The 25,584-nt window shown below is 73.3% G+C and carries 22 protein-coding genes; 5 read left to right on the top strand and 17 right to left on the bottom strand.

Translation table 11 applies throughout. The annotated features are described in order from the left end of the window. Positions 1-67: 67 nt before the first annotated feature. Both MPTA5024_RS32640 and MPTA5024_RS32635 read left to right on the top strand, forming a co-directional pair. Positions 68-916 carry an AAA family ATPase gene (locus MPTA5024_RS32640; RefSeq protein ID WP_036331540.1) on the top strand — a complete coding sequence of 283 codons (849 nt, stop codon included), beginning with the start codon at positions 68-70 and terminating at the stop codon, positions 914-916. Continuing rightward, positions 913-2,340 (top strand): vWA domain-containing protein, encoded by a 1,428-nt coding sequence (locus MPTA5024_RS32635; RefSeq protein ID WP_084370184.1) that lies wholly within the window; start codon positions 913-915, stop codon positions 2,338-2,340. Before MPTA5024_RS32640 ends, MPTA5024_RS32635 begins: the two co-directional genes overlap by 4 nt. A gap of 111 nt (positions 2,341-2,451) precedes the next feature. Here the strand turns inward: MPTA5024_RS32635 and MPTA5024_RS32630 are convergent, their stop codons facing one another. After that, on the bottom strand, positions 2,452-3,219 hold the full coding sequence (locus MPTA5024_RS32630; protein ID WP_036331538.1) for a nuclease-related domain-containing protein: 768 nt from the start codon (positions 3,217-3,219) through the stop codon (positions 2,452-2,454). Positions 3,220-3,372: 153 nt separating this feature from the next. Between MPTA5024_RS32630 and MPTA5024_RS32625 the strand changes: the two genes are divergently transcribed. Next, a complete protein-coding gene (locus tag MPTA5024_RS32625; RefSeq protein WP_036331536.1) occupies positions 3,373-3,975 on the top strand; it encodes a TetR/AcrR family transcriptional regulator in 603 nt (200 codons plus the stop codon). Here MPTA5024_RS32625 and MPTA5024_RS32620 read toward each other — a convergent pair. The 5 genes from MPTA5024_RS32620 to MPTA5024_RS32600 form a co-directional block, all read right to left on the bottom strand. Continuing rightward, a complete protein-coding gene (locus tag MPTA5024_RS32620) occupies positions 3,972-5,138 on the bottom strand; it encodes an acyl-CoA dehydrogenase family protein (protein ID WP_036331534.1) in 1,167 nt (388 codons plus the stop codon). The genes MPTA5024_RS32625 and MPTA5024_RS32620 overlap by 4 nt on opposite strands. Next, positions 5,135-6,313, bottom strand: coding sequence for an acyl-CoA dehydrogenase family protein (locus MPTA5024_RS32615; protein WP_036331532.1), 1,179 nt, complete (start codon positions 6,311-6,313; stop codon positions 5,135-5,137). The genes MPTA5024_RS32620 and MPTA5024_RS32615 overlap by 4 nt, the downstream gene beginning before the upstream one ends. Continuing rightward, the gene (locus MPTA5024_RS32610) at positions 6,313-7,518 is read right to left on the bottom strand and encodes an acyl-CoA dehydrogenase family protein (protein ID WP_036331530.1); all 1,206 of its coding nucleotides are present in this window, start codon (positions 7,516-7,518) and stop codon (positions 6,313-6,315) included. The genes MPTA5024_RS32615 and MPTA5024_RS32610 overlap by 1 nt, the downstream gene beginning before the upstream one ends. After that, on the bottom strand, positions 7,518-8,468 hold the full coding sequence (locus tag MPTA5024_RS32605; protein ID WP_036331528.1) for a phosphotransferase family protein: 951 nt from the start codon (positions 8,466-8,468) through the stop codon (positions 7,518-7,520). Before MPTA5024_RS32605 ends, MPTA5024_RS32610 begins: the two co-directional genes overlap by 1 nt. Positions 8,469-8,599: 131 nt before the next feature. After that, complete coding sequence (locus MPTA5024_RS32600) at positions 8,600-9,340, bottom strand: TetR/AcrR family transcriptional regulator (RefSeq protein WP_036331527.1); 741 nt, start codon at positions 9,338-9,340, stop codon at positions 8,600-8,602. A gap of 65 nt (positions 9,341-9,405) precedes the next feature. Between MPTA5024_RS32600 and MPTA5024_RS32595 the strand changes: the two genes are divergently transcribed. Next, a complete protein-coding gene (locus MPTA5024_RS32595) occupies positions 9,406-10,560 on the top strand; it encodes an FAD-dependent monooxygenase (RefSeq protein WP_036331525.1) in 1,155 nt (384 codons plus the stop codon). Here the strand turns inward: MPTA5024_RS32595 and MPTA5024_RS32590 are convergent. The 3 genes from MPTA5024_RS32590 to MPTA5024_RS32580 all read right to left on the bottom strand — a co-directional run bounded on the left by MPTA5024_RS32590 (position 10,544) and on the right by MPTA5024_RS32580 (position 13,503). Beyond that, complete coding sequence (locus MPTA5024_RS32590; protein WP_084370183.1) at positions 10,544-12,166, bottom strand: DUF2079 domain-containing protein; 1,623 nt, start codon at positions 12,164-12,166, stop codon at positions 10,544-10,546. The genes MPTA5024_RS32595 and MPTA5024_RS32590 overlap by 17 nt on opposite strands. 8 nt (positions 12,167-12,174) lie before the next feature. After that, the gene (locus MPTA5024_RS32585; RefSeq protein ID WP_051458936.1) at positions 12,175-13,050 is read right to left on the bottom strand and encodes a DMT family transporter; all 876 of its coding nucleotides are present in this window, start codon (positions 13,048-13,050) and stop codon (positions 12,175-12,177) included. Positions 13,051-13,143: 93 nt separating this feature from the next. Beyond that, positions 13,144-13,503, bottom strand: a complete 360-nt coding sequence (locus MPTA5024_RS32580; protein WP_036332074.1) for a VOC family protein — start codon at positions 13,501-13,503, stop codon at positions 13,144-13,146. A gap of 135 nt (positions 13,504-13,638) precedes the next feature. Here MPTA5024_RS32580 and secA2 point away from each other — a divergent pair, with 135 nt between their 5' ends. Next, positions 13,639-15,906, top strand: a complete 2,268-nt coding sequence (gene secA2, locus MPTA5024_RS32575) for an accessory Sec system translocase SecA2 (RefSeq protein ID WP_036331524.1) — start codon at positions 13,639-13,641, stop codon at positions 15,904-15,906. A 43-nt stretch (positions 15,907-15,949) separates the two neighbouring features. Here secA2 and MPTA5024_RS32570 read toward each other — a convergent pair whose 3' ends face one another. From MPTA5024_RS32570 to MPTA5024_RS32535, 8 genes are all read right to left on the bottom strand, one after another. Then, on the bottom strand, positions 15,950-16,792 hold the full coding sequence (locus MPTA5024_RS32570; protein WP_036331523.1) for a cellulose-binding domain-containing protein: 843 nt from the start codon (positions 16,790-16,792) through the stop codon (positions 15,950-15,952). Positions 16,793-16,980: 188 nt separating this feature from the next. Further along, positions 16,981-17,991, bottom strand: a complete 1,011-nt coding sequence (locus MPTA5024_RS44005) for a hypothetical protein (protein WP_232326741.1) — start codon at positions 17,989-17,991, stop codon at positions 16,981-16,983. A 242-nt stretch (positions 17,992-18,233) separates the two neighbouring features. Then, positions 18,234-19,772 carry a cellulose binding domain-containing protein gene (locus tag MPTA5024_RS32560; RefSeq protein ID WP_036331521.1) on the bottom strand — a complete coding sequence of 513 codons (1,539 nt, stop codon included), beginning with the start codon at positions 19,770-19,772 and terminating at the stop codon, positions 18,234-18,236. A 264-nt stretch (positions 19,773-20,036) separates the two neighbouring features. After that, entirely contained in the window at positions 20,037-21,140 is a 1,104-nt protein-coding gene (locus tag MPTA5024_RS32555) for a hypothetical protein (RefSeq protein WP_036331520.1), read from the bottom strand. 168 nt (positions 21,141-21,308) lie between these two features. Continuing rightward, a complete protein-coding gene (locus MPTA5024_RS32550) occupies positions 21,309-21,872 on the bottom strand; it encodes a hypothetical protein (protein WP_157099850.1) in 564 nt (187 codons plus the stop codon). 312 nt (positions 21,873-22,184) lie between these two features. Further along, positions 22,185-23,483, bottom strand: a complete 1,299-nt coding sequence (locus tag MPTA5024_RS32545; RefSeq protein WP_232326740.1) for a lanthionine synthetase LanC family protein — start codon at positions 23,481-23,483, stop codon at positions 22,185-22,187. Positions 23,484-23,559: 76 nt separating this feature from the next. Next, the gene (locus MPTA5024_RS32540) at positions 23,560-25,251 is read right to left on the bottom strand and encodes a SulP family inorganic anion transporter (protein ID WP_036331516.1); all 1,692 of its coding nucleotides are present in this window, start codon (positions 25,249-25,251) and stop codon (positions 23,560-23,562) included. Beyond that, the gene (locus tag MPTA5024_RS32535; protein ID WP_036331514.1) at positions 25,248-25,583 is read right to left on the bottom strand and encodes an ArsR/SmtB family transcription factor; all 336 of its coding nucleotides are present in this window, start codon (positions 25,581-25,583) and stop codon (positions 25,248-25,250) included. Before MPTA5024_RS32535 ends, MPTA5024_RS32540 begins: the two co-directional genes overlap by 4 nt. Between the last annotated feature and the right edge of the window lies 1 nt (position 25,584).

The raw sequence follows: 25,584 nt of genomic DNA, 5'->3' as shown, positions 1-25,584 counted from the left end.
TCGCACGCCGCAGATCGGTCCAAACCCGCTAAAGTAGAACAACATTCGGTCTACGGTTGGAGCGCAGATGTGGTTCGCCTCGCCTGACGAGGTCCGCGGACGGCTGGAGGCCGTCGACTACCTTGCCGACGACGCGACGGCGACATCGGTGTTCCTGGCCGGGGCGCTCGGGAAGCCCCTGCTCGCCGAGGGGCCCGCGGGGGTGGGCAAGACCCAGCTCGCCAAGTCCGTGGCCGCCTCGACCGGCGCCCGGCTGATCCGCCTGCAGTGCTACGAGGGCCTCGACGAGGCGCGGGCGCTCTACGAGTGGAACTACAAGAAGCAACTGCTGCGCATCCAGGCCGACGACGACGCGTGGGAGGACATCTTCTCGGAGGAGTTCCTCCTGGAACGGCCGCTGCTGCGGGCGATCAGGAGCGACGAACCGGCCGTGCTGCTCATCGACGAGACGGACAAGGCGGACGTCGAGGTCGAGGGTCTGCTGCTGGAGATCCTCTCCGACTACCAGATCACGATCCCCGAGCTCGGCACGATCACGGCCGCCCGCCGGCCGTACGTGGTGCTCACCTCGAACGCGACACGCGAGCTGTCGGAGGCCCTCAAGCGGCGCTGCCTCTACCTGCACCTCGACTACCCCACCCCCGAGCGCGAGCGGGACATCGTGCTCGCCCAGGTGCCCGGCCTGCCCGTGGAGATCGCCGAGCAGCTCGCCCGTACGGTGGCCACGCTGCGGGGGCTGGAGCTCAAGAAGTCCCCGTCCGTCGCCGAGACCGTCGACTGGGCGCACACGCTGCTCGCCCTCGGCCGTACGGAACTGGACGAGGCCGCGATCGGCGCCACGCTCGGCGTGGTGCTCAAGCACAACTCCGACCACGTGCGGGCGGCCAAGGAGCTGGGCCTGCCCGGTCCGCGATGAGCCCCGCCGAGCCGGGCGCCGTCGGCGGCCCGGGACGGGACGCGGGCGAGCCGGGCACGGGCGGCTCGCTGGTCGACCGGCACGTGGGCTTCGTGCGGGCGCTGCGGCAGGCCGGCCTGCCGGTGTCGACGGCCGAGGGGCTCGACGCGGCGCGCGCCCTCGCCGTCGTCGACCTGTCCCGGCGCGAGACGCTCCGGGAGGCGTACGCGGCGACGCTCGTGAAGCGGCCCTCCCACCGGCCGGGCTTCGACACGCTCTTCGACCTCTGGTTCCCGCCGGTCGTGACCGGGCTCGGCTCGTCCGAACCGGCCGGCGAGACCCTCGACCTCGACCGCGCCGAGGTGCCCGAGCTGCGCGAGCGCCTCGCCGAGCTGCTGATGGGCGACCCCGGCGACCCGGCGTTGCGCGCCTTCGCCCGGGCCGCGGTCGGGCGGTTCGGACGGCTGGACGCGGCGGCCGGGCGGCAGTCGTGGTTCTCCTTCCCCGTGCTGCGGGCCCTGTCGCCGGAGACGCTCGTGGCCCGGATGCTGTCGGCCATGCTCGACGAGCGCGGCGGGCTGCCCGAGAAGGTGGCGAGGCGGCAGCTGGCCCGGAGCATCGAGACGTTCCAGGAGGCCGTCGCCGCCGACGTGCGGCGCAGGATCGCCGAGGAGTCGGGCGTCGAGAAGATCGCGAGATCCGCGGTCAGGCCGCCGATCGACCAGCTCGACTTCCTGCGGGTGACGAAGGCCGAGCTCGAGAAGCTGCGTCGTGAGGTCCACCCGCTCGCGCGCAGACTGGCCACCCGCCTGACCATCAGGCACAGGCACGGGCGTCGCGGACGGCTCGACTTCCGCCGGACGGTCCGGGCGTCGCTGTCCACGGGCGGCGTGCCGCTGACCACCCGCCTGCGCCCTCCGCGGCCGCACCGGCCCGAGCTGGTGATCCTCTGCGACGCCAGCGACTCGGTGTCGACGTTCTCCCACTTCACGCTGCTGCTGACGTTCGCGCTGCGGGAGCAGTTCACGAAGGTGCGGGCCTTCGCGTTCGTGGACACGGTGGACGAGATCACCCGGTTCTTCCGTCCGGGAGACGACGTGCTCGACGCGATCGACCGGATGGCACGGGAGGCCGACATCACCCGGTTCGGGCGCACGGACTACGGGCACGTCTTCGAGCGGTTCGCCGAACGGCACGCCGACGCCCTCGGGCCCAGGACCTCGCTGCTGATCCTCGGCGACGCACGGTCCAACTACCAGGCGCCCGCGCTGGGCACGCTGAAGGCGCTGGCCGCGCGCGCCCGCCGCGCGTACTGGCTCAACCCGGAGCCGCGCGCGCAGTGGGACACCGGCGACTCGCTCGCGACCGCGTACGGCACGGTGGTGCCGATGCACGAGTGCCGCAACGTCGCCCAGCTGGCCGCCTTCGTCGAGACGCTCGCCTGAACCGGCCTCGCCCGTCCGGCTCCGCCCGCCCGCACCGGCGCCCGGCGCGCCCTGCCCGCCGCCGCGGCCGGTCCCCTTCGCCCGGATCGATCGCGGCGTGCCCGGAGGCCGTCAGGTCATGCGGCGCAGGATGCGGGCGGCCGTCCTCGCCAGCAGCTCGATCTCGTCGGCCGTCAGCTCGGCCGTGCGCTGCGACCGGATCCAGCCGGCGACCCTCCAGGGGTAGGCCACGGTCAGCCCCTCCCCCGTGAGCACTCCGCCCCTCGCCTTGATCCTGCCGCTGTGCACGGCCAGCACCGGGGAGATCGTCACCTCGATGCCGGTCTCCCTGCTGAGCAGGGCGGCCATCGACGCGGCGGCCCCGATCAGCCCCTTGGCGACCGACGTGCCGAACTTCTCGTCGAAGAACAGGCGCTCGCCGTAGCGGGCGATGAGGACGTCGGGGGCCCACGCCTCGTTGTCCACGATCCAGACGCCGCCCGGGCCGATGACGAGGTGGTCGATGGACGCCTCACCGGGCACGGCCCGCCCGTCCATGACCCGGTAGCCGTGCCGGCGCAGCGCGAGGCGCAGCAGGCGGCCGGTGCGGACCTCGCCGCGCCGCTTGCCCCGCCACACGGCCGTGCGCTCGTGCAGACGCCAGGCGATGAGCAGATCGGTCAGGGCGGCCAGGCCGCCGAGCGCCACGCCCGCCAGGAACCCGTCGAGCCCCAGCCGGGGCCCGATCAGGTTGCCGAGGACGAGACCGGCCACGCCGACGGCCGCCCGTACCCGGAGCCTGTTCTTCCTGCCGGCGAACCAGAAGGTCTCGTAGAGGTTCTGCGGCGAGGCGCCCGTGAACTTCTCGTCACGCGGGACGTAGATCGACCCATTGGGCACGCGAATCCCCCCACACTAGTGATGCGGCTTTCTCCCGGGATACCCGAGCGGGAATACCAACTCTCACAAGGTGAGGGAAGTACCGCAACTCCGGTAGTGCGACCGCTTGACCGACCAGTCGGTACGCTAAGGGACGAGGAGAAGGAGGTCGTGATGGCCCGCAGCACAACCGTCGAGGAGCCGGTGCGGCAGCGCCTGCTGGCCGAGGCCACCCGGCTGTTCGCCGAGCGCGGCTTCGAGAGCACGTCCGTCCAGGAGATCGTGGCGGCCGCCGGGGTGACCAAGGGCGCCATGTACCACTACTTCGACTCCAAGGACGACCTGCTCCACGAGATCTACGCCCGTGTGCTGCGGCTGCAGATGGAGCGGCTCAACCGGTTCGCCGATGCCGAGGGCCCGGTGGCCGGGCGGCTACATGGGGCGGCGGTGGACGTGGTCGTGACCACCGTCGACAACCTCGACGACTCCAAGATCTTCTTCCAGTCCATGCACCAGTTGTCGCCGGAGACGTACAAGAGCGTCCGGGCCGAGCGGCGCCGCTATCACGAGCGCTTCCGCGACCTGGTCGCCGAGGGCCAGCGGGCGGGCGTGTTCCGCGACGACATCCCGGCCGAGATGGTGGTCGACTTCTTCTTCGGGTCGGTCCACCACCTCGGCACCTGGTACCACCCCGACGGCCCGCTGTCCGGGCCGGAGGTCGGCCGCCACTTCGCCGACCTCCTGCTCAGCTCGCTGCGCCCCGGCGCGGACGGCTAGGGCACCGGGGCGGGCCCCGGCAGATCGGCCAGGACGGCGACGGCCTCCCGATGGTCGCCGGGTGTGCCGAGGATGATCTGGTCGGCCTTGGCCCGCTTGAGATACAGATGTGCTGGGTGCTCCCAGGTCATCCCGATGCCGCCGTGGAGCTGCACGCACTCCTCGGCCGCGTGGACGGCCACCGCGCCGCAGTACGCCTGCGCCACCGCGACCGCGGACGCGGCCTCCTCGCCCCGCCGGGGATCGGCCAGCAGGGCGGCCGCGTTCCTGGCCGCGGCCCTGGCCCCGACGACCTCCAGCCAGAGGTCGGCCAGCCGGTGCTTGACCGCCTGGAACGAGCCCACCGGCCGGGCGAACTGCCTGCGCTCCCTGACGTACGCCACGGTCGTGTCGAGGCACCACTCGGCCACGCCGAGCTGCTCGGACGCGAGCAGGCCCGCTCCGGTGGCGAGCGCCTCGCGGACCCCGGGCGCCCACGTCCCCGTCCGCCGCGCCACGACCCGGGCCGGCGCGGAGGCGAAGGTGACGGTGGCCACCGGCCGGGTCAGGTCGAGCGAGGTGACCGCGGCGACGCCGGCGTCCTCCCCGGCGTCCACGGCGCACAGGGCGAGGCTCCCGTCGGACGCCGCCAGCGCGGGCACCAGCAGCACGTCCGCGACCTCCGCGCCGATCACCCCGGTGACCGTGCCGGAGACCCGGCCGTCCGCCCCGAGCGTGACCGCCGGCCCCTTCGGCCCGTACGGCGAGGTGGCCGCCGACACGGCGAGGGCGGCGGTGACCTCGCCCGAGGAGAGGCGCTCCAGCAGCCCGGCGGCGACGTCGCCCCCGGCGGCCATCAGGGCGCGGGTGGCCAGGACGGCGCTGCTGAGGAACGGCACGGCGGCGACCGAGCGGCCCAGCTCCTCCAGGACCACGGCCGCCTCGCGGGCGGACGCGCCGGCGCCGCCGAGCTCCTCGGGCACCAGCAGCCCGGCCGCGCCGATGTCGCGGGCGAGCGCCTTCCACAGCTCGGCGTCGTACGGCGCCGCTCCCCCGGCGGCGGCCTCGGCGCGGGCCAGCACGTCAGCCGGCGTGCTCTTGTCGGCGAGCAGGTCGCGCACGGCGGCCCGCAGCTCCTGCTCGACCTCGGTGTAGAGGAGGCTCGTCGAACGGTCGTCGGTCATCGGGGGAGGTCCTTCCAGGCGACGTCCTTGTCGGCGCGCGGCTCGGACGGCAGCCCGAGGACGCGTTCGGCGATGATGTTGCGCAGGATCTCCGAGGTGCCGCCCTCGATCGAGTTGCCCTTCGCGCGCAGGTAGCGGTAGCCCGCCTCGCGGCCGAGGAAGTCGACGGCTTCGGGCCGGCGGAAGGTCCAGTCGTCGTAGGCCAGGCCGTCCTCGCGGAGCAGCTCCACCTCCAGCCCGGACAGCTCCTGGTGCAGCCGGGCGAAGGCCAGCTTCATCCCCGACCCCTCCGGCCCCGGGTGCCCGGCGGCGAGCTGCTCACGCAGCCGTACGGCGGTCAGGCGCAGGACCTCCGCGTCCACCCAGAGCTTGAGCAGCCGCTGGTGCAGGTCGTGCGTGCGCAGCTCCGGCCGTGAGCGCCAGGTGTCGGCGACCACCCCCGCCATCGAGCGCCGGGCCGGGGCCCCGCCGATCGCCACACGCTCGTTCATCAGCGTGGTCTGCGCGACGCGCCAGCCGTCGCCGACCTCGCCCAGCCGCAGCGAGTCGGGCAGCCGGACGCCCGTGAGGAAGACCTCGTTGAACTCGGCCTCCCCGGTGATCTGGCGCAGCGGCCGCACCTCGACGCCCGGGGCGCGCATGTCGCAGACGAAGTACGTGAGGCCGCGGTGCTTGGGGACGTCCGGGTCGGTGCGGGCCACGAGGATGCCCCAGCGGGCGGTGTGCGCGCTCGACGTCCACACCTTCTGGCCGTCGACCACCCACTCGCCCCCCTCGCGTACGGCGCGGGTGGCGAGCGTGGCGAGGTCGGAACCGGCGCCCGGCTCGCTGAACAGCTGGCACCACACCTCCTCGCCCGTCCACAGCGGCCGCAGGAACCGCCCGCGCTGCTCGTCCGTGCCGAACGCGAGGACGGTCGGGGCAGCCATACCGAGGCCGATGCCGATGCGGCCGGGGTCGTTGTCGGGCGTGCCCTTCAGCTCCCGTTCGACGACGGCCTGCAGGTCGCGGCGCGTGCCGAGGCCGCCGAGCCCCTCGGGGAAGTGCACCCACGCCAGCCCGGCGTCGAACCGGGCGCGCAGGAAGCCGAGCCGGTCCATCCGCGCCGGGTCGTGCTCGGCCAGGAACGCCCGGGCCCGCTCGGCGATCGACGCCTCATCCCATGCCACCGACATCACCCCATGTACTTCTTGAGCTCGCGGTAGGCCAGCGAGCGCTTGTGGACCTCGTCCGGGCCGTCGGCGAACCGCAGGGACCGCGCGCCCGCCCACAGGCCGGCCAGCGGGAAGTCCTGGCTGAGCCCACCGGCGCCGTGGACCTGGATGGCCTTGTCGAGAATCCACTCCACGCCGGCCGGAGTGGCGATCTTGATGGCCTGGATCTCGGTGTGGGCGCCGCGGTTGCCCACGGTGTCCATGAGCCAGGCCGTCTTCAGGACCAGGAGGCGCAACTGCTCGACGCGGACGCGGGACTCGGCGATCCAGTCCTGCACGACGCCCTGCTGGGCCACGGCCTTGCCGAACGCGTTGCGCGACAGGGCGCGGCGGCACATCAGCTCCACCGCCCGCTCCGCCATGCCGATGAGCCGCATGCAGTGGTGGATCCGGCCCGGCCCGAGGCGCGCCTGGGCGATGGCGAAGCCGCCGCCCTCCTCGCCGATCAGGTTGTCCACGGGAACCCGCACGTCCTCGAAGACCACCTCGGCGTGGCCGCCGTGGTCGGCGTCGTCGAAGCCGAAGACCCGCATCCCCCGCCGTACGGTCAGGCCGGGGGTGTCACGCGGGACGAGGACCATGCTCTGCTGGCGGTGCGACGGAGCGTCGGGGTCGGTCTTGCCCATCACGATGAAGACGGCGCAGTTGGGGTTCATCGCGCCCGTGATGTACCACTTGCGGCCGTTGATCACGTACTCGTTCCCATCCCTGCGGATGGAGGTGGCGATGTTGGTCGCGTCGGAGGAGGCGACGTCGGGCTCGGTCATCGCGAAGGCCGACCGGATCTCACCGTTCAGCAGCGGCTCCAGGTACTCCTTGCGCTGCCAGTCGCTGCCGAACTGGGCGAGCACCTCCATGTTGCCCGTGTCGGGGGCGGCGCAGTTCGTGGCGGGCGGGGCGATGCCGGGCGACCATCCCATGACCTCGGCCAGCGGCGCGTACTGCAGGTTGGTCAGCCCCGCGCCGTGCTCGCCGGGAAGGAAGAGGTTCCACAGGTCACGCCTGCGCGCCTCGGCCTTGAGGTCCTCCAGCAGCGGCGGCGGCCCCCATCCGCTGGTGGCCGCCTGCTCGTGGAAGGCGTGCTCGGCGGGGTAGACGCACTCGTCCATGAAGGCGAGCAGCCGCTCCCGGTGCTCCGTCGTCGTCTCGTCGAAGCCGAAATCCATCAGACCTCCATGAGTCCGCGGGCGACGAGGGGGGCCACCTGCGCGCCGACCTCGGCGAAGCCGCCCCCGACCGTGAGCCCCTGGGTGTAGCGGAAGTGGATGCCCTCGGCGATCACCGCGAGCTTGAAGCAGGCCAGGCCGACGTACCAGCCGAGCCTCGACAGGTCCCGGCCGGACGCCTCGGCGTAACGGGCGACCGTCTCCCGTCCGTCGGGGGCCTGGTCGGGGGTCCCGTTGTCCAGGGCCGTGACCTCGCCGTACAGAAGGAAGAGGGCGAGGTCGGTCAGCGGGTCGCCGATCGTGGACATCTCCCAGTCGAGCACCGCCCTGACCCGGCCGCCGGCGATGAGCGTGTTGCCGAGCTTGAAGTCGCCGTGGACGATGGCCGGCTCGCCCGACACCGGGACGTCGCGGGCCAGCCGCTCGTACAGGTCGTCGATGCCGGGGACCTCGCGGCTGCGGGAGGCGTCGAGCTGCCGCTTCCACCGGCTCACCTGGCGCTGCAGGAAGCCCTCGGGCCGCCCGAAGTCGCCGAGCCCGACGTCGTCCGGGGTGATCGAGTGCAGCGCGGCCAGCACGCCGACCAGCTCGCGGGCGAGGGCCGGGGTCAGCGGCGGCTGGCCGCCCTCGACGTGCTCCATGACGTAGAACGGCGCGCCGATCACCTCGGGGTCCAGGCACAGGTGGTACGTGCGGGGCACCGGCACCGGGGTGTCCTGGAGCGCGCTCATGACCCGGTGCTCCCGGCCCATGTCGTGGGCCGTGGCGAGAACGTGACCGAGCGGCGGCCTGCGCACCACGTAGGTCCGCGTGGCGTCCCGCACCACGTACGTGAGGTTCGACTTGCCCCCCACGATCAGCTCGGCCGTGAGCGGGCCCGCCGTGAGCCCCTCCTTCTGGAGGTGGTCCGCGAGACGGGCGAGGTCGAGGCCGGGCGGGTCTGCGTTCACGCCGTCAGCGTACCGACCAGACGGTATGCATGTCTAACCTGCGACCGGTTCCCGGACGCGTCCCGACGTGCCGCTTCACCGGCCTTTCCCCCGTCTCACGGTACGGGACGCCCTGTCCGTCTCGGTCCGGCTCACCCGGACGCCGGGGGTTCCTCCCCGCTTCGCAGGACCGCACGGAGGACCTCGGCGAATCCGGCCCGGAGGTCGTCGAGCGTGGGGACGGCCCCCGCGCCGACGACGGCGTCGAAGATCAGGCCCTCGGTCACCGCCACGATCTGGCGGCCCTGGCGGCCGGGGTCGGGGGCGCCGGCGGCGGCCAGCATGGCGACGGCCGGGTCTCGGTAGCGGCGGCCGATCTCGTCGTACACCGTACGCAGCTCGGGCCGCCTGGTGGCCTCCATGGCGAGCTCGTAGCGCGCGATCGTGGCCCGCCGGTGCACGGTGATCGCGTCGTACGTGGCACGGGCCAGCACGGCGGCGAGCCCGGCGAGGGGGAAGGCGCCCGCGTCCGCGGACCCAGGACGGGCGGAGACGGGGCCGGCGTCCGGGGCCGCACGACCGGCGGAGACGGGGCCGGTGTCCGGGCCCGTAGGACGGGCGGAGGCGAGAGCGGCGACGTCGGGGGCCGGGGCGTCGAGCGCGATCGCGGACATGACGTCCGACAGCGCGGCCTCCTCCCGCTCGGTCAGCCGGTCGAGGGTCAGTTCGAGCAGCGCCGCCCGCGTCCTGGCCAGGTTGGAGGTCGAGCCGGGGGGCAGCCCCGCCGCCTCGTCCACAGCCCTGTGCGTCAGGCCGCGCATCCCGCGGTCGGCCAGGATCTCGATGGCCGCATCTGCGACGACGGCCGCCCGCTGACTGATCACAGGGCCCATTTTAGAGGGTGGACTACAGGCGTAGTATCCTGAACTACAGGTGTAGTTGATTGAGGAGGCCGTCCATGGCGCGCGCAGTGGTGATCGGCGGCGGGATCGGCGGGCTGACGGCCGCCGTCGCCCTGGAGCGGAGGGGCTGGGCGGTGACCGTCGTCGAGCAGGCCGCGTCGGTCGAACCGGTCGGCTCGGGGCTCGCCGTGGCCCCCAACGCGCTGCGGGCGCTCGACACGATCGGTCTCGGCGACGAGATCAGGAAGCTCGCCGCGATCCAGGGCGACGCGGGCATCCGGCGGCCGTCGGGACGGTGGCTGACCCGGACGAGCGCGGAGCAGGCGACGGCCCGTTACGGCGACCCCACCGTCCTGCTCCTGCGCTCGGCGCTGGTGGATCTCCTCGCCGGGGCGCTCTCCCCTGGCGCGCTGCGCCTGGGCACGCGCGTCACGGCGGCCGACCCCGCGACGGGCCGCGTCGCCACCGATGGCGGGACGCTGAAGGCCGACCTGGTCGTGGCGGCGGACGGCATCCGCTCGGCGACGCGGAGCGCGCTCTTCCCGGGCCATCCCGGCCCGGTGTACGCCGGGGTGACGAGCTGGCGGATCGTCGTGCCGATGAAGGGCCCGGTGCCGGCGTCGGAGACGTGGGGACCCGGCCTCCTCTTCGGGGTCATGCCGCTCGCGAACGACCGGGTGTACTGCTACGCCACGGCCGTCGTCCCCCCGGGCGGCCGGGCGGCGGACGAGCGGGACGAGCTGGTCCGGCTGTTCGGCCGCTGGCACGACCCCATCCCGGCGCTGCTCGCCGCGGCCGACCCCGCCGCGGTGCTCCGCCACGACATCCACTCCCTCGACGCCCCGCTGCCCGCGTTCCACCGCGGGAGGGTCGCCCTGCTCGGCGACGCGGCGCACGCGATGACCCCCAACCTCGGTCAGGGCGCGTGCCAGGCCGTCGAGGACGCCGTCGTCCTCGCGCGGCTCGTCGGCCCCGGCCTCCCGGCGGACGACCTCGCCGACCGCGTGGCGGCGGGGCTGGCGGCCTACTCGGCGGCCCGTACGGCGAGGACCCGGCCGATCGTGCGGCGGTCGCGGGCGATCGGGCGGGTCACCGGCTGGCGCAACCCGGCGGCCAGGGCGGCCCGCGACGGCATGATCGTCGCCGTGAACCGGCTGCTCCCCGACCTCATGCTCCGGCAGTTCGACGACGTCTTCACATGGCGGGGGTGACGGGCGGGTCGGTGCGGTGGAGGACGACGTATCCCTCGCGGTCGAAGACGACCTCGTAGCCCATGGCCTTCAACTCCTCCACCCGCTCCCGCTGCCGGTCCGGCGACGGCCACGGATAGGCGCCCCGGGCCTCGTCCGCCACGATCCACTGCGCCACCGGAGGCCGGTCGTTCCACAGCAGCACCGTGTCCCGGCCCGACAGGCGCGGCCCGATGTGGTTGACGGCCTCCACCACCACCCCGTCCGGCACCTCCCGGATCGCCTGCTCGGCCGCCACCACGTCCGGGTGCCGCTCGTAGAACTCCGGCCTGATCAACTGGTCGAACGGGAAGCGCGGCACCAGTGTGAGCGCGACCACGCACACCCCCAGCGCCCAGGCGCCGCCGGCGGTGCGCGGATCGACCGGCGCGTTCCGCCGGCGCAGCCAGCGCACCAGGCGGGCCGCCCCGTCCACCCCCGCGCACAGCAGGACGGCCACGGTGAAGGCGCTGTGGTGGTACTCGGTCCCCCACCACATCCACCGGTCCGACAGCACCCGCTCCAGGATCTGCGGCACCGCCATCAGCGTCAGCGGCGACAGCAGGCACGTGAACAGCGCCGGCCACAGCAGGAAGGCCCAAGTGTCGATCTTCACCTGCGGGCTGACGAGCATCGAGAGCACGTGGAGCGGGTCGCCGAACAGGGTGCCGACGATGGCGCCGGGAGTCCTGCCGATCTGGTCGTAGGCCCAGTACATGTCCGGGTCGCCGCCGACGGCGGGGATGAAGACCTGGCGGGCCAGGACCGTGTAGAGCAGCCCCGCGGCCGCGTAGGCGACGCCGTCCCAGCGGCGGCCGCGCAGCGCGGCGAACAGCCCGAACCCGGCCACCATCAGCCCCATGTCCTCCTTGACCAGGAGGAGCGCCGCCGCCGCGAACGCCGTCCCCGCGTGCCGGCCCGCGTGGAACCGCTCGATCATCACCGCCGTCAGCAGCGGCGCGAAGGCCACCTCGTGGAAGTCGAAGTTGGCCGCCCGCGCCACCGGCCACGACACCGCGTACGCCACCACCACCAGATAGGCCGGCCCCACCCCCAGCACCCGCCGGGTGAACACCCAGATCGGCGGCACCGCCAGCGCGAACAGCACGGCCTGCGCCACGATCAGCGTCTCGGGACCGTCATGGATCCAGTACAGCGGTGCGAGCACGGCCAGGATGGGCGAGAAGTGCTCCCCCATCTGGTTGAACCCGAACCCCTTGCCGAGGTCCACTCCGCGCAGCGGGCTCGTCGGCGCCGACAACGCCGCGAACCCCCGCACCACCTGGTCGAACAGCGTCAGATCCAGACTCGTCGCCCGGAACAACGACAACCTCGTCAACCCCAGCAACGCGTAGACGCCGGTGGCGGCCACGGTGATCGCGATGACGGCGACGACGTGCTGCGCCCGCCTGCGCCGCGGCTCACTCGCGGCGACCGGCGACGGGGCCGCGGCCACCGGCCCGGCAGGCTCGACCGCGACCGTGGCCGTGGCGCCGGAGGCCGCCGTCGCGACCGCGCCCGGCCCGGCGGCCGCCGCCGGTCGGGCGGGGGGAAGGAGGGGGGAGGATTCGGCGGCGGATGCCGTCATGGACGACCTCAGGCGTGGGCCGCGCCGACCGCGTCGGCGGGCTCCTCGGGGACGGGTCGGGGCCGTGCGTGGTCGGGCGCCAGCCGGCCGAGCGTCACCGTGCCCCCGATGAGCAGGGCCGCCGCGAGAAGGGCAGGCACCACCTTTCCGGGCTCGCTCGGCAGGGGCTCGCCCAGCAGCACGGCCCCCGCCGTGACCGACGTGATGGGGTCGACCACCTGGACGCCGGCGTAGGCGATGCCGAAGTAGCCCACGGCGTACGACTTCTGGAGCAGCACCACGGCGCACACGAGCAGCACGGGGATGGCCAGCGTGAACCAGGTGACCAGCCGGCTCAGGTCGCCGCCGAGGCCGCCGCCCACGACGCGGACGAAGGTCGACACGGTCGCCGTGACGGACCCGGCGCCCACGGCCATGAGCAGCGCCTTGGCCGGCCCGCGCGCCAGTCGGGCGGTGGAGAACGTCACGGCGACGACGAGCCCGACACACCCGATGAGCCCCAGCGCGGCCGTGTCGGACAGCACAGGCGTGACGTTGCGGGCCGGGACGAGCAGCATGAGCCCGAGCAGCCCGGCGGCCACGGCGACCGACCCGGCGATCTCGGCCGGGCGCGGCCGCCTGCCGTGCAGGGTGGCCGCGAGCGGCACGGCGAACACGAGCGTGGCCACGCTCACCGGCTGCACCAGCACGAGCGGCGCCACGCTGAGGGCCACGGCGTGCAGCGACGCCCCCGCGAAGCCGATCACGCCGCCGATCCACCAGCGGGGACGCCTGACGAGCGCGAGGGACGCCCCCTCGGTCACCGCCTCGAACTGCTGCAGGGCCGCGCCCAGCGCGTATCCCAGCGCCCCCACGAGGGCGATGGCCAATCCCACCCACGTCATGGGCGCCGGCCGGTGTCAGGAGAGTGGATGGTCACCACGCAAGCTTAGGGACTGACCGGCCGCCCCGTGGCCCGCCTGTGGATAACCGCGAAATCAGGACCTTTCCGGACAGACACAGAAGAGGTGCCCCTCGGGGTCGGCCAGCACCACCCACCCGTCGCCCGGCTGGAAGTCGGGCCTGGTGGCGCCCAGCTCCAGGTACTCCTGGACGGCCTTGTCCACGTCCGGGACCCGGACGTCGAGGTGGAACTGCTTGTCCGGGCCCGGCCAGGCGGCCGGCTTGCGCTCCGGCACCCGCTGGAAGTAGATGCTGACGGTGCCGTCGCCGATGCCGGCGTACTCGTCCTCGGCGTACCGCACCTCGAACCCGAGGATCGTGGCGTAGAACTCGGCGAGCCCCTTGGGGTCGGCGGAGTCGATGGTCACGGCGATGAGCTTCGCGATCGTTGTCATGCCCGCCATGCTGCCGCCCGTACCTGTCAGGGAGTGTCAGGTACGGACAACCGGGCGCGCGTTCCGGTCCCGCGAAGATGGCACCATGAACCGGGCGGACGGAACCAGTCCGGCAGTCGAGTCGTTGGAGCGGGCATGGCGCGGGTAGGCAGGTGGATCAGGCGCGTCCTCGACAGACCGGGGAGCGTCGACCTGGCGCCGTATCAGCGCGTCGTCGCCGAGGCCGCCGCGCTCGAGGACGAGGTCCGCGGGCGGGACGACCTGCGGCCGCCGGATGCCGGCCCGGCCTGGGTGGGCACGGCCGACTTCTGCGCCGTCGTCCGCGAGGCGGCGCGGCGGGCGCTCGGGCAGCGGCCCTTCGACGTGCAGCTCACGGGCGTGCTCGCGATGCTGGACGGCCACGTCGTGCAGATGGCGACCGGCGAGGGCAAGACGCTGGTGGGCGCGATGACGGCCGCCGGGTACGCCCTGCGCGGAAGCAGGGTCCACGCCGTGTCCGTCAACGACTACCTGGCCCGGCGCGACGCCGAGTGGATGGGGCCGCTCTACGATCTGCTCGGCCTGACGGCCGGCTGGGTCGCCGAGGGGTCGACGGCCGGCGAGCGCCGGGAGGCGTACGCGAAGGACGTCACCTACGCGGCCGTAAGCGAGCTGGGCTTCGACGTGCTGCGCGACCGGGTGTGCGTCGACCCGGCCGACCTCGTGACGCCGCCTCCGCGGGTCGCGCTGGTCGACGAGGCCGACTCCGTCCTCGTGGACGAGGCGAGGGTGCCGCTGGTGCTGGCCGGGGCTGCCGACCCCGGGACGGCCCTGCCGGAGATGGCCGCCCTGGTGCGGCGGCTGTCGCGCGGCTACCACTACACGATCGACGAGGAGGGCCGCAACGTCTTCCTCACGCCCAAGGGCACCGACACGGTCGAGAAGGCCCTCGGCATCGACCTGTACGAGCACCCCGGCGTCGTCACCCAGGTCAACCTCGCCCTGCACGCCCAGGCCCTGCTCACCCGCGACGTGGACTACATCGTGCGGGACGGCCGCGTCCACCTGGTCAACGCCTCCCGCGGACGGGTCGCCATGCTCCAGCGGTGGCCGGACGGCCTCCAGGCCGCCGTCGAGGCCAAGGAGCGGCTGCCCGCCTCCGAGACCGGGGAGATCCTCGACTCGCTGACGATCCAGTCGCTGATCCGCCGCTATCCCCGCATCTGCGGCATGACCGGGACCGCCCTCGCCGTGGCCGACCAGCTGCGGGAGTTCTACGACCTGAGGGTGGCGGTCATCCCGCCGAACCGGCCGTGCGTCCGAGTGGACGAGCCCGACCGGATCTACCCCACGGCCGAGGCCAAGGAGCAGGCGCTGCTGGACGAGATCGAGACCCGGCACGCCACCGGGCGGCCGGTCCTCGTCGGCACGCTCGACGTCGCCGAGTCCGAGCGGCTGGACGAGGCGCTGCGCGGGCGGGGCCTTCGGCCCGTCGTGCTGAACGCGAAGAACGACGCCGAGGAGGCGGCGATCATCGCGCGGGCGGGCGAGCGCGGGGCGCTCACGGTGTCCACGCAGATGGCCGGGCGGGGCACCGACATCCGCCTCGGCGGCGGCGACCCGGAGCAGGAGGCCGAGGTCGCCGCGCTGGGCGGGCTCTACGTCATCGGCACGGGACGGCACGAGAGCAGCAGGCTCGACGACCAGCTCCGGGGGCGCGCCGGGCGCCAGGGCGACCCGGGCGGCTCGGTCTTCCTCGTGAGCGGGGAGGACCACCTGCTCACGGCGTACGCGCCCGACGACGCGCTGCCCCCCGCCGACCCTGACGGCGTTGTACGGGACGGGCGCGCGGGCCTCCTGGTCGCGCACGCCCAGCGGGTGGCCGAGGGGGTCAACCTCGAGATCCACCGCAACACCTGGCGCTACACGCGGGCCCTGGAGAAGCAGCGGGCCGAGATCCTGGAACGGCGCGACCGCGTCCTGCACGGCGACGCGGGGGCCGAGGCGCTGCGGATCGCCTGCCCCGGCCGCTATCGCGAGCTGGAGGAGACGGCCGGCGAGGAGACCGTGAGCCGCGCGGCCCGGCAGATCGTGCTGTTCCACATCGACCGGTGCTGGACGGAGCACCTGGGCTTCCTGTCGGACCTCCGCGAGGGCATCCACCTGCGGGCGCTCGGACGGCTCAACCCGCTGGACGAGTTCAACCGGGAGGCCGTCCCCGCCTACCGGGCCATGCTCGACGAGATCGAACGGCGGTCGAAGGAGACGTTCGAGAAGGCCGACCTCAGCCGCGACCTGGCGGAGCAGGGGCTCAAGCGGCCCACGGCGACCTGGACGTACCTGGTGCAGGACAACCCGTTCGGTTCCGAGTGGGACCGCGTCCTCAAGCGGGTCGCGGGGATGCTCAAGCGCGGCCGGCGGTGACCCCGCCGCCGCGGACGTGCGGCGGCGGGGATCCGGACCGGGATCAGGTGCAGGCGGTCCCGTTCACGTAGAACGCGGCGGGCGCGGGGTTGGTGCCGGTGTTGCTGCCGTTGAACCCGACCGAGACGGACCGGTGCGGGGCGATGTCGGCGTTCCACGGCATGTTCGAGGCCATGACCTGGGCGCCGTTCTGCGTCCACTGCGCCGACCAGCCCGTGGTCACGTGCTGTCCCCCCGAGGGGAACGTGAACGTGAGGCGCCAGCCGCTGATCGCCGTGGTGCCGGTGTTGGCGATCTCGATCCAGGTGGACATGCCGCCGTTCCAGGTGGTCGACCCGTACGTCACGTGGCACGCGAGCGGGGGCGGCGGCGGGGGTGAGGAGGGCGGCGGCGAGGAGGGGATGATGACGTCGTTGTAGACCCGCACCGTGACCGAGCCCGACCTGGCGCCGGACATCCCGCGGGAGTCGACCGCCACGACGTACAGGCTGTGGTCCTCGTACCGAACGGAGTACGACGGCCACGGGAGGTAGACCGTTCCCTCGGTCACCGCGGGCTGGAAGGTGGCCCGCAGTGTGCTCTGCCCGTTGGGCAGGGCCTCGTAGACGTAGTAGCAGGCGATGCCGTCGGGGTCGGTGGCCGCCGCCCAACGCAGGCGGGCCTCGATCATCATGACGCTCACGACCTCGGGCGTGCCCGGAGCCGTCGGCGGGTCGTTCGGCGGGTCGCTCGGCCGGGTGGGGCCGGTGTTGCACGGCCAGGCGGTGGTCGGCGACGGCGCCGGGGTGGGACTCGGGTCGGCCGCCGCCCCTCCGGCCGCCGGGATGAGGACGGTCACGGCGGCCAGCACCACGCCGGCGCACGCCCCCAGCCACGCTCTTCGCATCGGTTCGTCCCTCGCGTCGATCGGTCGTGGTCTCGGAGCGATCGTCCGTTCGAGTCCGCGGACCGTCAACGACACGGCCGGCGCGGCAGGGCGCCGCCCTGCTCGTCGCTGAAAGATTCAGGGTCGGCGGCGCCTCGTCAGGGGAGGCCGCCCGCCCCCGCGCGGACGGGGGTGGGCGGGAACGCCGCTCAGCGGTGGCCGGAGCCGCGGCGGAAGACCAGCTTCGCGCCGCAGGCCGCGAGCGCGCAGGCGATGACGGCGGTGGAGACGACCGGGACGGGCAGGTCCTGCTCCGGCTGGGGGGTGACCGCCGACACCGTGTGAAGGTCGCCGGTCGCCGCGCCGGTCGTCTGGCTCTTCGGGGCCGCGGTCTCGGGAACCGCCTGGGCGCCCTGACTGCCTGTGCCGGCCGCCGCGCCCTGAGATCCCTGCTCGTTCCGCGGGGCGTTCTCGGCCACGGCCTTGGCCGCGGCGGGCGCGGGCGCCGACGGGGCGGCCGACGGATCAGCCGCCGGTGCCGCCGCCGTCTCGGACGGCGAGGGGGCAGGCGCGGCGGAGGCGTGGGGGCAGGGGTCCGGGCTGTGCCGCATCGCGTACGCGCCCTCGGAGAACGGCACGGGCGCGCCCTTCTTGCCCGGTCCGGAGCCCCACTCGGTGATGACGTACTGGACGGCGATGTGGCCGATGCCGCCGACGCCCTGGACGGTGTAGGAGTCGTGGTTCCACGTGCCGCCGGTCAGCTCCGCGAACGTCTTGCCGTCAAGGTCGATCATGACCCCGCTGCTCGACGGGACCCCCGGGCCGCGGTCCCCGACGAAGAAGTCGGCCTTCTTGCCGTCGTACAGGACGTAGCCCTTCGTGCCCATCGGCCAGCTCGGGCTGGCCACGAGGCCCTTCTGCATCGGCTCGCCGGAGGCGGGGGCCCCGGTGTCGCCGTTGACGCCGGAACCGTCGTCCCAGAAGTACGAGGCGGTCGTGTGCCCCTTGAAGAGGAACTCGTCGCCGGCACCGGGACAACCGGACGCGGTGTGACCGGCCGTCGCGTCCGCGGCCGCGGTCTCACCGGCGGGGGCGGAGACGGCGAGCATGCGCTCGGGGGCGGCCGTCCCGTCCTGGGCGGCGGCGGGGAGCAGGGAGGAGTCCTGATGCTGCTCGAACCGCGCGCCGTCGTACTGTGCGTGCGCGACGCCGTCGGCCACAGAGGCCGTCTGCCACCAGGCGTCGTGGTGGTTGTCCGCGTAGCTGGAAATGGGGGATCTCCTGACTGGTCACGGTTTGGTAATCGGACACTAAGCCAGGAAGACCCCAACAAGCGATATTCAGGACAGAAATTTTACTTTGGGTCGGAACAGGTAGAGATCAGGACGAAGCAGGCAAAAGCCGTGGCATGCCCTCTTCCCGGAACGGGTGAAGGCATGCCACGGCGGGGACGGCCGGTGGGTCACACCGCTTGGAGGTGCGCCCTCAGCCCGGCGCCGAAGCCAGTAGCGGTGCCGTTGTAGTCGCTGATGAGGGAGGGGCCGGAGGAGCAGTCCCAGGTGTTCCAGGTCCAGCCGAGGTACGACGCCCCCTTGCCGTCCAGCCAGGCCATCACCTGGTCGATGAACCCGTGCGAGCAGGTGTTCTCACCGATCTCGCCGGCGACCAGCGGCACCTGGGCCGCGACCGGCGCGAGCTGGCTGTCCCAGCACGAGCTGCTGACGCAGGCGTTGAAGTTGTAGACGTGCCAGGCCGCCGCCAGGTTGTTCAGCGGGTCGGCCGGCTTGTACTGGAGCCACTGGCTGAGGTCGTTCGAGTAGGCCAGGCCGCCGATCATGATGACGTTCTGGGCGCCGGTCGCCCGGACCGTGTTGACCAGCGTCTGGAAGCCCGCCACCTGGTAGGGGATGCCGGAGCAGGTGCCGCCGTCGCGCCAGCAGGCCCAGCCGCTGGCCGTGCCGCCCGTGGCCCGCTCCGGGTACGGCTCGTTGAACAGGTCGAAGACCACCTCGGTCTGCCCCTTGAACGCGTTGGCCACGCCCGTCCAGAACTGCGGCGCGTACTGCGCGTCGGGCATCGGCTTCTGACAGGTTGCGTGGACGTCGGAGCAGCCCGACGACGGCCCGGTGTACTGCCCGTAGTTCCAGTGCATCTCGACGATCGGCGTGACGCCCTTCGCGACCAGCCGGCTCACGTAGCCCTTGACCTCGTTCTGGTACGCGGTCCCGCCGTACGCGGACTGGATGTTGCCGAGCCCGAGCCAGCACTCCTCGTTGAGCGGGACGCGCACGGCCCGCACCTTCCAGGTGAGCATGGCGTCGATGGACGCGTTGTCGGTCGGGCCGTCCCAGATGCCGCGGCCCTGGACGCACATGAACTCGCCGCCCGACCGGTTCACGCCCAGCAGCCGGTACGCGGCGCCCGTGGAGGCGTTCACGATCTTGTTGCCGGAGACCTTGAGCCTGGGCGCCGCGCCCGGCTGAGGAGTGGGCGTCGGGGTGGGCGTGGGGGTCGGCGTCGGCGTCGGCGTCGGCGTCGGCGTCGGCGTGGGGGTCGGCGTCGGCGTCCGGCTGGGGCTCGGGCTGGGGGACGGGCTGGGGCCGTTGCAGGACAGGCCGTTGATCTTGAAGTCGGTCGGCGTGGGGTTGCTGCTGGTCCAGGTGCCGTTGAAGCCGATGTTGGTCGTGGCGCCGTTGGCCAGGGACTTGTTCCAGTCGAGGCTGGCGGCGGTCACGGCGCTGCCGGACTGGCTCCAGGTGGCCGACCAGCCCTGGGCGACCTTCTGGCCGCTGTCGGGGAACGTGAACGTGAGCGTCCAGCCGTTGATCGGGTCGCCCAGGTTCTGGATGCTCAGGTTGGCGGACATGCCGCCCTGCCACTGGCTGGCGGCGTAGGTGACCTTGCATGCCACGGCGGCGTCGGCCGCCGGCGTGTTCACCAACGCGAATCCACCCGCGGCGATCAGGCCGAGGGCGGTGAGGATGGCGCCTCTCCGTCGCATGTCGCTTCCGTCCTTCCGTCGAAGACCGGACGGAAGCGTTGTCAACTTGACCGGTTTATTCAACGACGTACGAGGTCGTCGACCCTCCATCAGCGCAAACGAGGCCGCGCAGCTGAAATTTTCAGTCGTGCCGGTCGTCGCGGGCTCTGGTGGAAGCACGCCGCGGCGCCGACCCGACGTGGAGGGCGTACGGCCCGCCGCCCCCGTGCGGGCGGGCCGTACGCCGGGAGGTGCGGCGCGAGGATGTCAGGTGCGAGGGGCCGGTCAGGTCCGGGAGACGGCGGGCCGGGGCCGGAGACGGGCGGACCGGTAGGCCGCGGCCGCGAGCGCCGCCGCGCCGAGGCCGAGCACGACATGGCTGGTGAGGTCCAGGGCCGGGGTGCTGTCCACCACGGGCCTGGACAGGAACGCGTGCCAGGCGTAGGTGAGCAGGGCCCCGACGGCGAGCGCCGCCCGCTGCGCCCCGCCCCAGCCCGTCCGGCGCGCCCACGCCGTCACCGCCCAGGCCGCAGCCGTGTAGAGCGCCACCTGCAGGGCGACCGCGACCGCCGCGGGCGCGGCCATCGCGACCATGAACACGCCCCCGGCGGCGAGCGACGCCAGGAAGACCGGCAGCGGCCCCGGCGCGGGGCGCGCGGACGGAACACGGCCGGCGGTGGGGCGGCCGACCGGAGCACGGCCCTCGGCAAGGCGCGCGGGCAGAGCACGGCGCGCGGACGGGGCACGGGCCGCGGTGGGGCGGCCGACGAGAGCACGGCCCGCGGTGAGACCCGCGACCGGCAGCCCAGCGACCGGGAGGCGGAACGCGAGCACCGCCAGCGCCACGGCGACCGCGGCGGCGGCCACGAGCCGGGGCGCCGGCGCCGTGTAGTGGTACTGCGCGTAGGTGAACAACGTGGTGACGGCCGCCCCGGCGACCAGCAGCGCGGCGGTCACCGCCAGCCCGGGCCGGCGCAGCCACGGCTGCGTCCGCCGGTCGCCCGCCAGTTCCTCGACCAGCGCGACGGGCACACAGATGCTCCAGACCGTGTGGAGGCCGAGCACGAACAGCGTCCAGGGCAGGGCGATGCCCAGTCCCGGGACGAATCCCCGGTCGAGCAGATGGGCGCCCGCGTAACCGGGGTCGAACAGGGACTGGGTGACGAGCCCCTCCTCCACCACCCCGTACGCGAGCGCGAGCAGCACGACGGCCGGCCACCCCCGGCCCCTCCGCCGGACGACCTCCCGGATCAGCAGGGCGCCCCCGCCGTACATCGGGGCGAGCAGGACCAGGGCGGCCAGATACGTGATCGGGAAGTCGCCCAGCAGGAACTCGGCGACCAGCGGGGCGAGGAGGAACAGCGCCAGCGCCGGGAGCAGTCGTCGCATGCCATCCAGCGTGCTCACCGCGCCCGCAGCCGGACAGGCTCATACGTACGGAAAACGGCGTGACATATGTACCGCCGCCGGGCGCCGCCCACCCCCGGCGAATCCCGTCCCCGCCGGGCCGGGGGGCTCGCGGCCTCCGGCCCGGTGACTCTCGCGCGGAGCGGCGGATCAGTGGATGGAGTACGAGCTGTCCAGAGGCCAGTTGATGTCGCCCTTGCCGTCGCTGGCGACATCGGCGACGACGTAGACATCGGAGTAGTAGTCGTACTTGGAGCTGTACTTCACCTTCGGGGTCTGACATCCCACGCTGCCGCTGCGGCGCGCGTTGAGGTTGTCGGTGAAGTCGCAGCGGGTCCTTCTGTAGTTCTCGTCGCCACCGAACCGGTTGTGCTTCCTCCTGTTGATGTACAGGTAGGCGTAGAAGTGATTGAACCTGTGCATCGACCCGAAATGCCGGCTGACCTCGTTCCACGATATGACCATCGAGGAATTTATTGTGTAGCTCCCGCCGGACTTCTCCTTGAAGATGCAGTGATTGATGAAGACGGCGATGTCGCTCTTGCCGGGAAGAGCGAACTTCCTGCTGTCGTCGCTCCGGTCGCATTTGTGGCTCGCCCGGGCGGCCGCGACCGCGGCGGCCTGCGCCTGCGCCGGCGCGGAAGGCGCGACGCACACGCCCGTCAGGACGAGCGCGCCGGTTGCCAGGGTCGCTCCGCCACGTCTCGTTCTCATCGTGTCCTCCCGTCGGTAAGCGCTCGCGCGCTCGTCACATGCCGGCGTCCCGTGATGCCGTTACTCGGCGGCGCCTCCATGGCGGATTCGGGACGCTCGTGCTTTCAGACGCGGCCGGAGCCGGGGGTGTTCGCGCGGACGCTCGTTTCTTCTGCTCGGTTTTCTCGCCGGAGACGGAAGGCCACCTCGGCTCGCCGCGTCGGCCGGTCCCCGGGCACACCTGAACCAGTGTGGTCGCGCGCCGACAGGGAACCCAGAAGTTTTCACCCCAGCGCAAACAGCCAGCGCATGGAGCCCTCAAGGCGGAAACGCCTATGCCGGCCCGTCGCGGAGAACGGCGGCGGGGACGGGAATGGCCGGGAACGGATTGTCGGGCAGGAGGATCAGCCGGCGGGGTGAGGCGGGCAGGCCGGCGGCGTCCAGGTGGAGGAGGGCGGCGCCGATGCCGGCGGCGCCGACCATGTAGCCGGTGTCGGCCGTGACCTCCCCGGGCCGAAGCCGGCGGTAGGCCTGGTACCAGCGGTAACCCGAGTCGTCGTGCTCGGTCGCCCGGCCGATCAGGTTGCCCGTGAGCGACCGGGCGAAGTCGAGGTACTGCTCCCGCCCGGTGGCGGCCCACAGGCCGACGAACAGTTCGAGGACGCCGGCAGTGCCGCAGCACAGGCAGGCGACGTTCCAGTAGCCCGGGGAGTGCCGGTTGGGCACGCCGCTGTGGACGATCCCGTGGGCCAGCCGATCCACCCAGTCGAGGTCGCCCGGGTCGCCCGTGACGCGGTGAAGCTCGTAGAACATCCGGGCCACGCCGGCCGAGCCCGAGCAGAAGCCGAGGTAGTGGAGGCGGCGTCCCTGCGGCACGTGGTGCGGGACGAGGGCGCACTTGTCGGTCACCTCGCTGACCGTGCGGACGAAGTCGGCCCCCCGCCGGGCCGCGGCGAGGAACCGCTCCTCGCCCGTCACGCCGTACAGACGGGCGAGGAGGAACGCCGTGCCCGCCGTGCCGGACAGGAACCCCGGGGTGACGGCGTCGACCGGCAGGTCCGCGCAGGAGTCGCCGCCGAAGCGGTGGCCGGGGACCACGAGGTTCGCGATGCGCTGCCCGGCCTCGACCGCGACCTCCTCGTAGACGGGCACGCCGAGGATGCCGGCCGCGTGCAGGAGCGCGAGCACGATGCCGCCGTCGCCGCGCTGGGCGGGGTCGCCGGTCCAGCCGATGCCGTCGCCCATCTGCCGTACGCTCCGCACGATCTGGTCGGCGGCGGCGCGGGCCGCGTCGGTGAGATCCTCGTCCCCCGTGGCCCAGCCGGTCTCCGCCATCGCGAACACCGTGCCGGCCAGCCCGTGGTACAGCGTGAGGTCGGCCTGCTCCGGCCACGTACGGGCGAGGTAGCGGGCGCCCGCCCGGGCGTCGTCGAGGTACGCCTGGTGCCCGGTGGCCGCCGCGAGCTCCAGGAAGAACAGCACGATCCCGGCGGCGCCCGCATAGAGGGACGACGGATGTCCCGCCCTCGCCGACCGGCCCCGGGGATCGGGGTTGGCCAGCCAGTGCCGTCCGGACTCGTCGTCGACGGCCGCCGACCGCACCCAGCGCGCGGCCATGATGGCGGCGGTCATCGGCGTCTCAGCGCGTGGCCACGAGCTCATGCCTCATAGTCCCACATTTTTGGTAGGTAATACGGCTACTTTCGTCTCACTCGAAGCGTACGGGCCCCAGAGGGGCGACCACACCCTTCGGCGTGCGCCCGATGAGCGTACGAGCATGGGCGATCGCGGCGGGCGTGTCGGGGAGGACGAGGCCGTCCCGCCACAGATGCCCGGCCACTCCGAGACGGCCGATGACCCCGTCGTGCCCGGGCCGGATGCCGGACAACAGGACGATGATCCCCCGCCCCTCCAGACGGGAGATCACGTCGCCGAGGACCCCCGCCCCGGTCGCGTCGATCGTCGACACGCGCGACATGCGCAGGATGACCACCCGGACGTCGGCCACCTCGGACAACTCCAGCAGGAACCGGTGGGCCGCGCCGAAGAACAGCGGTCCGTCGAACCGGTAGGCGACGATGTGCTCGGCCAGGAGCCGGCGCTCCTCGTCGCCGTGGTCCCCGGCCTCCAGCGGCACCTGCTCGACCCGGACGCTGCGGGCGACGGCGCGCAGGGCCAGCACGATCGCGACCCCGACCCCCACCGCCACGGCCGTGACGAGGTCGAGGGCGACGGTCACCGAGAAGGTGAGGGCCATGACCGCCGCGTCGCCCCGGGTGGAGCGCGCGACGGCGCGCAGCGAGCCCACCTCCACCATGCGGACGGTGGTCGCCAGCAGCACCCCGGCCAGCGCGGCGAGCGGGATGCGGCCGACCAGGCCGCCCGCGCTGAACACGATCACAGCCAGCACGGCCGCGTGCGTGAGCGCGGCCAGCCTCGACCGGGCCCCCGACCGCACGTTGACGGCCGTACGGGCGATGGCGGCCGTCGCCGGGACGCCGCCGAACAGGGGAGCCGCGATGTTGGCCAGCCCCTGACCGAAGAGCTCCCTGTCCGGGTCGTGCCGCTCGCCCACGCTCATCGCGTCGGCCACCGAGGCGCACAGCAGGCTCTCGACGGCGCCGAGCGCGGCCACCGCCAGCGCCGCGGGGACCAGCGCCCCCACGGCGCCGGGGTCGAGGAACCCCGCCGACGGCGCGGGCAGGCCGGCGGGCAGCGCGCCGATCCTCGCCACGTCCAGCCTCGCCGCCTCGGCCACCGCCGTCGCCACCACGACCGCGACGAACGAGAACGGCACGGTCGGCCGCAGGCGGGCCCCGGCGAGCATGGCCGCGGCGACGGCGAGGGCCATGACGAGCGGGACGGGACGCGGATCGCGGGCGAAGCGGACGGCGGCGTCCGCGGCGACCTGCCAGACCCGCTCGCCCGACGCCCCGCTGACGCCCAGCGCCGCGGGCACCTGCTGCAGGGCGATCACGACGGCGATTCCCGCGGTGAACCCCTCGATGACGGGGATGGGCATGTACCGGGCGTACCGGCCCACCCCGGCCAGCGCGAGCGCCACGAGCACGACGCCCGCGAGCAGGCCCACCATGAGCACGCCGGACGGCCCGTGACCCCGCATGATCGGGACCAGCACCACAGTCATCGCGCCCGTGGGCCCGGACACCTGGAGGTTGCTCCCGCCGAACACGGCCGCCAGCGCCCCCGCCACGACGGCGGTGGCCAGGCCCGCCTGAGCCCCCAGCCCGGACCCGACCCCGAACGCCAGCGCGAGCGGGAGCGCCACCACGGCGACGGTGAGCCCGGCGAGCAGGTCGCGGCCGGGCGCCCGCCGGGCGGGCCGCCAGTCCGCGGGCGAGGGGAGCAGCCGCGCCGCACGGGCCGCCCAGGACCTCATTCGGCCGCCTCCGCCCGCAGCTCGGCCAGCAGTTCGCCCTGGTCGGCGATCATGTCGGTGAGGATCCGCCGGGCGGCCGCCAGCAGGTCGACCACGTCGGGCGTGGACAGCGAGTAGACGACGCTGCCACCTTCCCGCACGGCGTTCACCAGCCCGGTACGGCGCAGGACGGCGAGCTGCTGCGAAAGGTTGGACGGCTCGACCTCGATCTCGGTCAGCAGTTCCCTGACCGGACGGGGGCCGTCCCTGAGCAGCTCCAGCACCCGGATGCGGACCGGATGGCCCAGCGTGCGGAAGAACTCGGCCTTGGCCTGATAAAGGGGGACGGGCACG

Source organism: Microbispora sp. ATCC PTA-5024 (assembly GCF_000511135.2).
Classification (GTDB): Bacteria; Actinomycetota; Actinomycetes; order Streptosporangiales; family Streptosporangiaceae; genus Microbispora; species Microbispora corallina.
This window is presented reverse-complemented; position numbering and strand designations above follow the sequence as displayed.